General features: G+C 53.1%; 9 protein-coding genes. 2 read left to right on the forward strand and 7 right to left on the reverse strand.

Annotated elements, in window-relative coordinates:
• Positions 1 to 80: 80 nt before the first annotated feature.
• From F0P93_RS27465 to F0P93_RS27490, 6 genes are all read right to left on the reverse strand, one after another.
• The gene (locus F0P93_RS27465; protein WP_225309669.1) at positions 81 to 2,783 is read right to left on the reverse strand and encodes an ABC transporter permease; all 2,703 of its coding nucleotides are present in this window, start codon (positions 2,781 to 2,783) and stop codon (positions 81 to 83) included.
• Positions 2,784 to 2,900: 117 nt separating this feature from the next.
• Positions 2,901 to 5,573: an ABC transporter permease gene (locus F0P93_RS27470; RefSeq protein WP_225309670.1), complete on the reverse strand. Its 2,673-nt coding sequence runs from the start codon at positions 5,571 to 5,573 to the stop codon at positions 2,901 to 2,903.
• Positions 5,570 to 5,908 (reverse strand): PadR family transcriptional regulator, encoded by a 339-nt coding sequence (locus tag F0P93_RS27475; protein WP_114408301.1) that lies wholly within the window; start codon positions 5,906 to 5,908, stop codon positions 5,570 to 5,572. The genes F0P93_RS27470 and F0P93_RS27475 overlap by 4 nt, the downstream gene beginning before the upstream one ends.
• A gap of 311 nt (positions 5,909 to 6,219) precedes the next feature.
• Entirely contained in the window at positions 6,220 to 7,230 is a 1,011-nt protein-coding gene (locus F0P93_RS27480) for a T9SS type A sorting domain-containing protein (protein ID WP_150880976.1), read from the reverse strand.
• A gap of 244 nt (positions 7,231 to 7,474) precedes the next feature.
• Positions 7,475 to 8,797, reverse strand: coding sequence for a Gfo/Idh/MocA family protein (locus F0P93_RS27485; RefSeq protein ID WP_150880978.1), 1,323 nt, complete (start codon positions 8,795 to 8,797; stop codon positions 7,475 to 7,477).
• Positions 8,798 to 8,897: 100 nt separating this feature from the next.
• A complete protein-coding gene (locus F0P93_RS27490; RefSeq protein WP_150880980.1) occupies positions 8,898 to 9,395 on the reverse strand; it encodes an anthrone oxygenase family protein in 498 nt (165 codons plus the stop codon).
• 133 nt (positions 9,396 to 9,528) lie between these two features.
• Between F0P93_RS27490 and F0P93_RS27495 the strand changes: the two genes are divergently transcribed.
• Positions 9,529 to 10,344: a helix-turn-helix domain-containing protein gene (locus tag F0P93_RS27495; RefSeq protein WP_150880982.1), complete on the forward strand. Its 816-nt coding sequence runs from the start codon at positions 9,529 to 9,531 to the stop codon at positions 10,342 to 10,344.
• Between the two features lie 96 nt (positions 10,345 to 10,440).
• Positions 10,441 to 12,891: a TonB-dependent receptor gene (locus F0P93_RS27500; RefSeq protein ID WP_150880983.1), complete on the forward strand. Its 2,451-nt coding sequence runs from the start codon at positions 10,441 to 10,443 to the stop codon at positions 12,889 to 12,891.
• A 14-nt stretch (positions 12,892 to 12,905) separates the two neighbouring features.
• Here F0P93_RS27500 and F0P93_RS27505 read toward each other — a convergent pair whose 3' ends face one another.
• On the reverse strand, positions 12,906 to 13,487 hold the full coding sequence (locus tag F0P93_RS27505; RefSeq protein ID WP_150880985.1) for an RNA polymerase sigma factor: 582 nt from the start codon (positions 13,485 to 13,487) through the stop codon (positions 12,906 to 12,908).
• Between the last annotated feature and the right edge of the window lie 184 nt (positions 13,488 to 13,671).

The raw sequence follows: 13,671 nt of genomic DNA on the forward strand, positions 1-13,671 counted from the left end.
ATGAATGATAAAATGGCCTTGTATACGTTCGACTTTTACATTTGGCATTTATCATTTGGTCTTTATCATTCCTTTCTTTTTCACTCGCTTCGCAGCGTCTTCACCGGATTCATCAACGCGGCTTTGATGCTTTGAAAGCTCACCGTCAGCAGGGCAATGCCGACAGCCAGCACACCGGCCACGACGAAAATCCACCAGGACAGATCGATTTTATAGGCAAAGTCATCCAGCCAGGTTGAAACCGCATACCAGGCAATGGGTGCAGCAATAACGATGGCGATCCCCACGAGTTTCAGGAAATCTTTCGACAACAGGGCGACAATGCTGCCCACGGATGCGCCCAGCACTTTCCGAACCCCGATTTCTTTGGCGCGTTGCGAAATCGTATACGACGACAGCCCGAACAGCCCCAGCGACGCAATCAATACCGCCAGAAATGAAAAGAACGTGGTGATTTTACCAAACACCTGATCATGCCGGTATTGGCGGTTAAACTGCTCATCCATGAAGGAATACGAGAAAGTATTACCGGGGAAAAACTCCCGGTATTTCTGCTCGATCTGGTCAATCGTCTTTTCCGGATCGGTCGACGCGATTTTGAAAGAGTAAAACCCACCATTGGCGTAGAAAGGCTGGAAAACAATGGGCTCGATGGGATAGTGCAACGACTGCTGGTGGAAATCGCTGACCACGCCGACAATTTCCCAGTCCCGGCCATAACACGCAATTTTCTGCCCAAGGGCCGAAGCCGCATCAGGCAGACCCAGCAACCTGACCGCGGAGAGATTGAGTATTGCATTTTTTACTTTTCGGCCGTCCGGGTCGGAGTCGGTCGTAATGAAGTTCCGGCCCGCTAAAAGCTTGATCTGGTAGGTATCGAAAAAGTCTAAATCAATCACCATTCGACTAATGGTTACGCCCTTTTCCTGATTAGACCCAACCCGCTTTACATTAAACGTTCGTGACAACCGATTACCAAACAGGTTAATGGATGACGCAGCCGCCTGAATGGCCGGATACCGTTTCACTTCGGCTTTGAAGCTGGTAATCCGGTCGATGGCCGTCGAATCCCAAAGAGTCAGCGCGGGACCGGGAACGACCAACACCTGATCCATGTTAAAACCGAGGTTTTCTTTGCGCATAAATTCGAGCTGCCGGAACACGATAAACGTCCCGATAATCAGGACAACCGAAGCCGTGTATTGAAAAACCACCAGGGATTTCCGAACCCAGATTCCTTTGGCCGACCGCTTGAAACTGCCTTTCAGCACCTGAATGGCCTGAAAAGCCGACAAGGCAAAAGCCGGGTAAAAACCGGATAAGAACAGCCCGAGCGCAAACACGCCCACCAACGCCAATGCCATGGCACTTCCGCCGTAGCCCTGACCGGTCAGCAACGACAGTGACAACGGTTTGTCAACCATCTCATTCAAAACCGGTTGCAGCGAAACCGTTAGTATGATGGCAAGAACCAGCGCAAACAGATTCAGCAAAACGGATTCTGACAAAAACTGCCCGATCAGTTGCCCCGACGTGGCCCCGGCCACTTTTCGCACGCCCACTTCTTTGGCCCGCTCCAGCGACCGCGCCGTGGCCAGATTGATGTAATTGATCCAGGCAATGAGCAGGATAAAAGCCGCAATAATCAGCATCGTCCAAACCGCCTTTCCGTTGTTGACAATGCCAATTTCGTACTCGTAATCGGAGTAAAGATGCGCTTTCCGCAGGGGTTGCAGGTAGAATTTCTCCACACTTCCCGACACCTTGTCGCCCTGGAAATACCGATCACTGAACGCCGGGAATTTTTGTTCTAAAGCTGCCGCGTCGCTGCCCGGTTTTAGCTTCAGATAATGCCACATGTCCGATCCGTCCCAACTGGTTTTCACCCAATCGCCCCAGGTTCTGACCAGGGTTTCGTACGAAATCAGCGTCTTGAATTGCAGGTGCGACGTGGCCGGAATGTCTTTCAGGATGCCCGTGATGCGGAACGGTTCAGTGTCCAGATCGACATACAGGGATTGGCCGATCAGTCGGGCGTAATCCTTTGGTTCCACGCCGAAAATCCGCTTCGCATTGCTTTCGGTCAGCACCATACTGTTTGGCGCTTTCAGGGCGGTTTTGGCGTCGCCAGCCAGCAGGGGGAAGGTGAAAAAGGTCAGGAAATGATCATCCACATAAAAGAGTTGTTCGTCCTGAGAAATCGACTTCTCCCTCCGAAGCTTGACTGTTCCGCCGTTGACCATCGTCGTGTAGGAATCCACCTCCTGGTAATCCTTCGCCATGGTTTTGCCGATGGTTGGATAGGTAATGGTACCGTGTTGAACGAGTTTTCCCTGCTGGAAACGGTCGTTTGTGACGCGGTAGATCCGGTCGATGTCGGTATGAAACTGGTCGAAACTCAGCTCAAAACTGACATACTGCAAAATCATCAGACAAGCCGTAATGCCGACCACCAACCCGGTCAGATTGACCAACGAAAAAACCTTGTTTTTCAGCAGGTTGCGAAAAGCGATTTTGAGATAATTACGGATCATATCCGGGCGAAGCGATGAGGGTTGGGAATACTCGTTTTTAAAAGACCGTCGGCGCACCAACGGCGGCAAAACCGAAACGACATTCAAGACATAGCGCAACGTGGCCTGCGTTTTGCCCGCCCGCCGATGCCAGTAGGCATACAATTCATCCAGATCACCCTCGACTTCCTCCAGCGTTTCCGATGGATGAAACCAGGCCAAAAGCCGCTGCGCCCAGCGGGGCGGATGTGGGTGATTTGAGGGATGCATCTGAAATTTTGTAATGTCAAATGATAAATACAAAATGATGAATGATAAAGTAGCCCTGCACGCGTTTGACTTTTACATTTGGCATTTATCATTTGGTCTTTATCATTCCTTTCTTTTTCACTCGCTTCGCAGGCTCTTCACCGGATTCATCAGCGCGGCTTTGATGCTTTGGTAACTGACCGTCAGCAACGCAACGCCGACGGCCAGGACGGCAGCCAACGCGAAGATCCACCATTGCATTTCGATTCGGTAGACGAAGTTTTCCAGCCAGTACTTCATGGCGTACCAGGCCAGCGGGCTGGCAATCACCAGCGCAATCACCACCAGTTTCAGAAAATCTTTGGAAAGCAGCGCCACGATGCTGGCGACGGAAGCTCCCAGCACTTTCCGAACCCCGATTTCCTTGGTGCGTTGCTCCGCCGTAAACGCGGTCAGACCAAACAAACCGAGACACGACACCAGAATCGTTAGAATGGCAAAGCAGAGAATAATGCGCCCGATCCGTTGTTCGGAGCGGTATTGCGCATCCAGATCCTGATCCACGAAACCGTAGCTGATCGGATGGTCGGGGTCAATCTTCTTATACACCTGCGTGATGTCACTCAACGTGCGCGCCACCAGACCGGGTTTGGTTTTGACCAACAGTGTAAAATAGAACTCTTTGGGCCGGAACCGGAAAATGAACGGTTCGATCCCGACGTGCAAAGGCCGGAAATGGAAATCTTTCACCACGCCAACGATTTTGCCGTCCGTCCCCCAGAATTTGACCCGTTTTCCCACGGCGCTCACGGGGGTCCACCCCATGCGTTTGGCGGCTGTTTCGTTGATGAGGTAAGCTCCCAGGGTAGACAAGGTGTCGCTGGTGATTCGGGTCGAGAAATTCCGGCCCGCAACCAGCGACATGCCGACGGTTTTCACAAAATCGGCATCCACGTTCATGTTGGTAATCAGAAACTCATCTTTCGGAGCCTGCCCTTCCCATTCAATCGTCGAGCTGTTGTTCATATTGACCAGATTGCTCGTTGCAGTCGATACCTGTTCAACCCCCGGCAACTGTTCCACTTCCCTTTTGAGCGGCTGCGACTTCCCGCGCAAATCGCCTTTGAGCCGCACGTACAGCAACTGCGATTGATCGAACCCTAATTTGGTATTCTGCATGTAGGACAACTGCCGATAGATCACAATGGTACTGATCGCCAGTGCAATGGACAACACAAATTGCCCGATCACCAGCGTTTGCCGAAACCCCCGCCCGGCTTTGACGTTCGAAAAATGGCCCGCAACACCGACTTTGAGCACCCGGATGGGCCGGAAAGAGGAGAGAAAAAAAGCCGGGTAGAGACCCGTCAGCAAACTGACAAACGCGGTGAATCCGGCCAGTGTGAACCAGAAAACCGGCCGTTGATAAGGAATCTCCAGATTTTTGTTCGCCAGATCGTTGAACAGCGGCAACAGCAGTTGGGCCAGCGCCAGCGATACCGCCACGGCCAGAACGGTCATCAGCAGTGCTTCGCCCAGAAACTGCGTCACCAGACTTCTTCGCTGCGCCCCAACGCTTTTCCGAACGCCCACTTCTCTGGCCCGCTGCGACGCCCGCGCCGTGGCTAGGTTGATAAAATTGATCACCGCAATGAGCAACACCATCAGCCCCACCGTGACGAAAATGCGGATGTAGGCAATATCACTGCGCCGGCCGTGATCGGTTTCGAACGCAAATTTCGAGTATAAATAGATTTCCGACAGCGGTTGCAGCAACAGGGGCGTTTCGTTGCCCGCATCATACCGCTTGAGCTGGTGCCGGACTTTATCCGCAAACGCGGTTGGGTCGGCGGGGACACCCGACGGATCGGGTTTGAGCTGAACGTAGGTATGATAGCTGTTGCTGTTCCATTTCATGCTCCACTCGTCGTTCCGTTCAAGCCACTTGAATGGCAGCAGAACCTCAAATTCAATGTGCGACTGAACCGGCGGATTTTCCGCCACGCCCACCAGCATGAGTGTTTGCTCGTTGTTCAGCTTGACCGACTGCCCCAGCACGTTCTGTTGCCGCCAGTTGGCTCCAAAAAACCGTTCGGCCGTAGCCTCGCTGAAAATTACTTCATCGGGCGCCCGGAAAACCGTCAGGGGATTTCCCACAAGAAGACGGTAACTGAACATTCTGAAAAAGCCGGGGTCAACCACCAGCATCTGATTCGATTCTACCGACTGACGGCCCTGGCTCAGCAAACCCGACCACCGCCCGACGCGGGTGACCTGCTGCACATCCGGAAAATCGTTCGTGAGGGTGGCCGCCAACGGACCGGGGGTGGCCGCAACGTCAAAAATGCCGCCCGGCTGCTGCTGCTTTTCCACCAATCGGTAAATATGGTCGTAATTGGCGTTGAACCGATCGTAGCTCAGTTCATCGTAAACATACAGGAAAATCAGCAGGCAGCAGGCGATGCCGAGGGCTAAACCGCCGATGTTGATGAACGAATACACCCGGTTTTTGATCAGATGTCTGAGCGCAATTTTGAAGTAGCTTTGAAGCATGGCTGGGTGAAGGCTTGAAGGGGTTTGATCCATTTCTTTCCGTTGCCGACGACGCACAAACGGCGGCAAAACCGACACCACATTGAGCACATAGCGCAACGTGGCCTGTGTTTTACCCGCCCGCTGATGCCAGTAGGTATATAACTCATCCAGATCGCCCTCGACTTCCTCGAGCGTTTCCGACGGATGCAGCCAGACCAGAAGCCGCTGCGCCCAGCGGGGCGGATGGGAGTGGATGGGTGGAGGAGTCTTCTTCATGAGCCGCCGAGTTTCAGGGTGTTGGGAGGAAGCAGTTGCCAGAGTTCATTCCTGAGTTGCTGAATATCCTGCAACGCCCGGCTGCCCAGTGCCGTGACTTTGAACAGCCGTTTGCGCCGGCCACCGCGTTCGGCCGTGGACCCGCCGAGCAGGGACGTCACAAAGCCTTTTTCTTCCAGACGGATGAGCGTGTTGTGAACGGTTCCGAACGTCACCTGGCGGCCTGTATGCTGCTCAATCTCCTGGCTGACGGTCACCCCGTAGGCATCCCCGTCGAGAATGGCCACCATCAACAAAACGATCTCTTCAAACTCTCCTAGATAAGTACGACGCATCGGATTCCGGTATTAGTCTCTATTTTATCGTACAAATCTTTTGCCAAACCAGCCAATGCGCTCTTGTAGCTCTATTTCAGCATATTCCCACCGGGTGAGTGTCCAAATGCGGACAGTTTACGTCCTGAAACGGACACGATGAAACCCTGACAGCGTCGGACCGTCGCTACGGTCGAAGACCCTGTCAGCGGTTGCAAAGACGGAATGACCAGAAAATGCCGGAAACGGTCGAAGACCCAGAATACGATTGCCCAAACAAAAAAGCCGGAAACGAGGCAGTTTCCGGCTTTTTACTTTCAGGGACATTTTTACTACTTTGCAATGATCACTTTCACGGCTTTCTGAACATTTTCACCTTTCAAAGAACAGAAATACAACCCGGCGGCCACATCCTGCAAGGTCACTTTCAGGTGGTATTTGCCAATCGCGTGGTGTTTGCGGGCCACCAGCGTCTGAATGATCCGGCCCTGCCCGTCCACCAGATCGATCCCGGCATTGCCGGCCGACAGCAGTTGGTACAACACCGTTAGTTCGACCGTGGCCGGATTCGGCGTCACCATCAGTTGCTCGTTGCCCAGTAACTCATCCGTTCCGGCCACCCCCACGGTTTGAACACCCGCCGTCGGTTTGACGGTTGTGGCCGCGCTGGGATCAATCAGAACCGGTTTTTTAAATTCAATTTTGTTCTGCACATCGTTTTTGCAATACCGCTCTTCGGCCCGGACAAAGGCTTTGATCGGCGACTGAATGGCCATTTCATTGCTGATGTTGCTGCCGAATCGGCTCAGAATATCCTTCTGTATTTTCTCTCCGGTTTCGGCAATCCGAACAACACCTTCCTGTTCGGTTGAAACAAAGGAAAAAAGCGGTACGGGCACGCCCGCCGTAACGGCCCCAACATCCGTGGCCTGCGGAGCCATTCCTACCTGATGAACCGCCACGCTCTCCATCGACGCCAGGGGAGAAAGGGACTTTGACGTAAACAGTTCGTTGTCAAACACGAAGTCCTGCCACGATCCGTTTATGCTCGTGAGTTCGAGCGGAGAATCCCGCCCCGAACCGGCTTCCGGAGCCGTAAATCCGTTGGGAGTAATGATGCTAAACTGGGCGGTTACCAGCCGGTGCGTACTCGATATGGAGGGCACATACCAGGCCGTGAAGCGCTGGGTGGCTTTATCGTATGTCAAGCGAAAGTCAACAGTCTGATCCTTCGCATTTTTCTGGGTGCATTGCGCCACCGTCACACGGGCTCCCAACAGTCCCAATCCCAGCATCAAGGAAGCATTTCGCAGAACCTTCATCAGGCGCGTAGTCGTTTTCATAGGCGGTCTTTCGGCGTGTTCATTTTTTTATTGTACAAACATTATTCCTTACGTCTGATACCTTTGTTGCCCTCACATCTTGCCCCTCAATCCCCTAAAGGGGGCGTGAACACAGCTTATACCGGATGCAAAAGTCCCCTTTAGGGGATTAAGGAGCAACAAGCGAAAGTCGTAATACTACTTTAGAAGTTTTTTGTTCGCGAAAGTCACTATTTTGAAGGGCAAAATGATTGAAAGCCGTTTGCTACGAGCGGGGCACAATCCAGTTGCCGTGGTAATGGGCCTGAGCCAGCAGGTTGGCTTTCTCATTGCCAACAATCTGTCTTTTTTCGGCATCCCACACCAGTTTCTCACCGGTTCGGTAGGCAATATTGCCCAAATGCGCGTGGAGGGCCACATCCCGGCCCACTTCCACCGGACAATTGGGCTTCTGCCGGTTCCGGACGCAGGTCACAAAGTTCTGTGTATGGCTGTCCAGATCCTTGCCATTCCCGAATTTCGGCGGCATGGCCGGAACGAGGTAATTCCCCGCATCGGTTTCCGGAAAAAGCTCCCATTTGGAACGATCGATTACGACCGTTCCCAGGTTGCCGACGAAAGCCACGCCGTGTTCGCGGTCGAACGGGCCGCGCCCCGTGCCGAGTGACTGCTCCCAGAGCAGCGTAAAATTGCCGTAATCATACACCACCTGCAGCGTATCGGGCGTTTCGCCGGCATGATCCGGAAAACCGTATTTACCACCCAGCGCCACGACGGTTTTGGGCGAACTGACGTTCATGCCCGCCAGCCCGATGTCGATCATATGGGCGCCCCAATCGGTCATCAGCCCCCCCGCATAGTCCCAGAAATAGCGAAAACTGCCGTGAAACCGGTTCGGATTGAACGGGCGTTTCGGGGCCGGTCCCAGCCAGAAGTCGTAATCGACACCCGCCGGAACGGGGCTGTCGGGCTTGACCGGAAAGGTCTTCCCATACGGCATATAGGCCCAGGTTTTCACCGAACGAATCCGGCCGATTTTTCCCGAACGCACGAAGTCCAGAGCCGCATTCCAGTGCAGACCGCTGCGCTGCCACTGTCCCACCTGCACAATGCGGTTGTGTTTTCGGGCCGCATCCACCATCAGGTTGCATTCTTCAATGGAATTGGCGAGCGGTTTTTCCACATACACATCCTTGCCAGCCTGACAGGCGTAGACGGTTTGCAGGCAATGCCAGTGGTCGGGCGTGCCGATGATCACGGCGTCGATGTCCTTGTTTTCCAACAGTTTCCGAAAGTCGCTGTACAGAACCGGTTTTTTACCCGACGATTTTTCCAGTTCAGCCGCGCGTTTGTTCAGCACGTTGCTGTCGATATCGCACAAGGCGGCACACCGCACCCCCGGCTGTTTGAGCATCGAGTTGAGGTCGGACCAGCCCATGCTGTTGCAACCGATCAGGGCCACCACCACTTCATCGGCCGGGGCGGTTTTTACGGGCGCGGCAACGAGTTCGGTCAAGGCCGTTGTCAGGCCAACGCCGGTGGCGATTTGGGACGATTTCTGAAGAAATTTTCTGCGGGAAGTGGTCATCAGGATTGTAGGAATAGGAAAGCAGCAAATTAGTACAATACAGACTAATTTTATCATTCTTCCGGCAGGTTTTCCAGAGAAAACCGCTACTTGAGACCTTCTACAGTTCCTCGCGGCTGAGACAGGCCAGAAACAACAGCACAACTGCCAGCGTCGATGCCAGCGTGCGAACAGTATTCAGCCGGTTCCACGGACCTTCAAACCGCACCCGGATCCGGGCCAGTTCGTCCGGTGAAGCGGAGAGTAAGTCGACCGATTCGAGTTGCGTATTTAGCGGAATGTTGCCAAAAACCGTGACGCCCAATGCGCCCGCGAGATACACCACCGCAGCCGCCAGCAACAACCAGAACCGCAGGGAAGCAGACGGACTGTACTGTTGCCACGCACTAAGCAACAGAAACAAGGGCGCTCCGAAAAAGCTAATGAAAAAAACCGGGTTCTGGATAGCGCGGTTGATGGATTGAAAACCGGTGAGGTAGGCTACATCGGCCAAACGCCCCAACCCCAGGTTGACGGCGCAGGAAAACGCGTAGAAAACCCCGGCCATTAACGACGTGGATGTTCCCGCGAGTACTAAAATCAAGGTTGCAAATTTCATTGTACTTTTAGCGTTTGTTGTGCCGCCAAGGTAGACGGGTGGCAATTCTGAAAATAGAATAAAACCGACAGCCGATTTACGCGTTACGACACTAGCCGACGAAGAAACCGCTTCGTTATACGACCCTTAACCCATGCAGATTACCATCAAAAACAAGCTGAACCAGCGCGAACTGTTCCGAATCAAACGGATGAAGGAGGTGATTAAAACCACGAATCCGCATGGTCACAAAGACTACCTCGAAATCATTTACCTCGACGCCGGTGCCGGTACGCATCAGATTGATTTCAACCGGTTTACCGTAAAACCGCATAGCCTGTATCTGGTGATGCCGGGCCAGATCCATAGCTGGGAACTGACCGAGATTCCGAAAGGATACGTGGTGATGGTGCAGAAAGACTTTTTGCTGGATCATCCTTTTTACGAAGCGCTGTTTCAAACGTTTCCGCTGGCTTTTCCGAGCGGTTTTGACCTGAGCCATATCCATCCGACCATCGTTGAGCTGTTCCGGAACATCGAGGTCGAATATGAACAGCAGAACAGTAACTACCAGGCCATCATTCAGACCTATCTCCAGTTGCTGCTCAACCTGCTGAAACGGGAAATCAAATCGGATGAAAGCCAGGCACTTCCAACCCTCCTAAAAGAGTTCTTCGCGCTGGTCGATGCGCAATTCAGAACCAACCGCGAGGTGGGCGAGTACGCGCGACAGTTGAATGTTACGTCCAAAACGCTCAACAACACCTGCCGGAAAATGGTGAACCGAACGGCGGGCGAAATCATCGACGAACGGCTGACGACCGAATCGAAAAAACTGCTTCTGTATTCCTTCCAGACTCTGAAAGAAGTGGCGTATGAACTGGGCTTTACGGACCCCTCCCACTTCAACAAGTTCTTTAAACGCCAGACGGGCGTTTTGCCAAGTATCTATCGGAAAGGAATTTCCTGAATGTACCAGTTTATGGCTGTAATCTACAAAACCGCCTGACATACCGGGAGATACCTTTGCCCCTGACTAACTCAACAGGCGAAGGTATAACTTCCGATGAAATTTTTTGTAACCCTGCTGGCCACGCTTCTGGCGATCCCGTTCGTTCATGCCCAAAATCCCGGATCGATTACCGGTAAAATGGTCGATCAGGAAACCAGTCGCCCCTTGCCTTTTGGCTCGGTGGCGCTCTACAAAAGCCAGGATTCGACGCTGGTCAACGGCACCCTGACGGATGACGCGGGAAATTTCAGATTCGACAACGTGCCCGCTGCGCCGTATTACGTGGAAGTCCAGTACATCGGCTACCGCAAAAAACGGTTCAGCATTCCGGTTTCGGGCCAGTCAACTGCCCCCCAAACCATCGCATTACAGGCAGATACGCAGACGCTTCAGCAGGTGAACGTCCAGGGCGAACGGCAAACCGTCGAAAACAAAATTGACCGGCAGGTCTACCGGGCGGATAAATTCATCGGCAGCCAGGGTGGAACGGCCATCGACGTCCTGAAAAACACGCCTTCCGTCACGGTCGACAGCGAAGGCGGCATTACGCTCCGGGGGTCGTCGGGCTTTCTGGTGCTGGTCAACGGAAAACCGGTTCAGACCGATCCGGCCCTGATTTTAAACCAGATTCCCGCCAATTCGATTGAAAACGTCGAAGTGATCACTTCCCCCTCGGCCCGGTTCGACCCGGACGGAAAGGGCGGCATCATCAACATTACGACCAAAACCGCACAGGTTGGCCAGCGGTCTTTTGCGGCCAATATCCAGGGCGGTCTGCCCTCCCTGTATACCTACGACAACCTGAACAAGCCCGTCCGGTTTGGCGCCGATGCCACGTTCAGTATGAAGTCGGCCAAGTGGGATGTAACCGTCAGCGGGAATTATTTCCGCAACGACATCGCCGGTCGGCGGGTGGGCGACGTCAATACCACCATCAGCAACCGCTACACGGCCTTCCCCTCGGTGGGCGAACGGAGTTTTATCCGGTATAACTACACAGGCCGGGTTTCGGCGACCTATACGCCCAACGAAAACAACGCGTTTTCGGCGGGGTTCTACACCGGTTTTCGCTCCCAGTCGCGCCGGGCCGACATCGTTTACGACAACACCAAAACCGACCTGGTTACGGGGGATGTCATCGGCCGGATCTCGTATTTCAATTCGAACATCGCCCGCAAGACCAGCGCCATTACGCTCGGCAACCTGGATTACGTCCATACCTTTCCCAACAAATCCATCCTGACGGTTTCCGGTCTCTTCGAAAAGGCGGATCTGGACGGGTTGACGACCAATGCAAACCTGCGGATGCCCGACCGCCAGACGGTTTTGCAAAACACCCGCAACCCCGGCCAAAACCCGCTGAATGCCTACCGCTTAAAGGCCGATTACGCCGTCACGGTGGGCAAGGGCAAACTCGAAACCGGTTACCAATACCGCAACCAGGTTCAGAAAGGCAATTTTCAGTACCTCGACCAGAATCTGGAAACCGGTGCGTTTGTTGCCGTTCCCCAGTTCAGCAGCACGACGAAAGTTCTCAACGAGATTCATTCGGTGTATGGGCAGTATTCGGCCAAAACCAGTAAGCTGGAATACATCGGCGGACTGCGGTATGAATACGCCACGCGGGCGTTTACGGCGGGGAATCAGGAAACCCGTAACCTGAATTTATCCAACCTTTTCCCGTCCCTGAATGTCCAGTACGCCATCAGCAAAACCCTGCGGGCCAAAGCCGGATACAGCAAACGGGTGCAACGCTCGACCAACAACGAGCTGAATCCGTTCCCGGAGCGCGAACACTCCGAAACCCTCGAATCCGGCGATCCCAACATTCTGCCGGAGTTCATCGACCTGTCGGAAATCGGACTGATCAAGGATTTTGATAAGGGAAACCTCTTCGTAACGCTCTACAACCAGCGGATTAAAAATGTGGTCAACCGCGTCAACAGCGTTTACAACGACACGATTCTGAACCGGATTTATACGAATGCCGGGCTGGCCACGTCCTGGGGACTGGAAGCCGGAACGACCCTGAATCTGACGAAGGCCTGGCAGGTGTATGCGGGCGGAAATGTGTACCGCTACCAGATCAAGGGGGGGCTGTTCAACAACGCCGTGATCGTGAATACGTCGAGTGTGGTCTATTCCATCAACGCCAATACGACGGTCCGGTTTTCGCCCACGTTTCAGGTCCAGGCCACCCTTAATTACCTCTCGAAACGAATCACGGCCCAAGGTGAAGATTCCCGGTTTATCATTCCGGGGGCGTCGGCCAAAAAGACCTTTTTGAAGGGCCGGATGACGGCCACCCTGCAATGGCAGAACATCGACCTGGGGTTGTTGGGCACCAACCAGCAACGCATCACGACCTTTGGCCGGAATTTTTACACCACGACCAACTACATCCAGGAAACCGACATTTTCCTGCTGAACCTCAGTTACACCTTTAATCAGACTTCCAGAAAGGCCCGGCTGCCGGCCAGCGAATTTGGGGACAAGGAGTTTTGAGCGACGGGCAGACGTCAGCACGCGAGTTGACTGCGGTTATTTTTGAGGGTTTTGACGGCCTGATGAATCAGGTTGCGGATCGATTGCTGGTTGAGCAGCATCACTTCCGATATTTTGTCGTACTCCAGTTCTTCAAACGTCTTCAGATACACCGCTTCCCGTTGCCGTTTCGACAGCAATCCGAGGGAATGGAGCAGTTTTTTCCGCTGTTCCTCCCGGCTTTGCTCGGCAATCAGGGTTTCTTCGCAGGATACCGTAACCGTATACTTTTCGAAGTACGTAGCCAGAAACTGTGACTTCTGTTTTTGCAGGGTCAACTGGTCGATGATGTGATGGCGAAGGGCTTTGAAGAGGTAAGGCTTAATGACGAGAATGCTGCCCAGCCGGTCGCGGCAAAGCCATAACTTTTCAAACAGATTCTGAATGCAATCTTCCACCAGTTCTTCATCCTGCACCAGCGATAAACCGTACCTAACCAGGGCGTTATACTGCTTCCGATAAATCCGGCCGAGGGCGATCTGATCACCCCTCCTGAATTTTTCCCAAACCAACGAATCCTCATTGGCACCCACATAGTGATACGAAAATGCGCTCATTTTGAATTTATTTAGTCTGAGTAAACGCGTTAGTGTCCATGAAAACCGGGTATTTATGCTGTACCCGACTTTTATCCATAAAGTGTACAACAGCGGCAAAACCAAAGGCCGTTGGAAGACCCCGACAGACCAACCAATATTTTAAGTATCTGCCATTTCTTAGAATTATATTCTATACAATGAC

The organism is Larkinella humicola, from assembly GCF_008727875.1.
GTDB lineage: Bacteria > Bacteroidota > Bacteroidia > Cytophagales > Spirosomataceae > Larkinella > Larkinella humicola.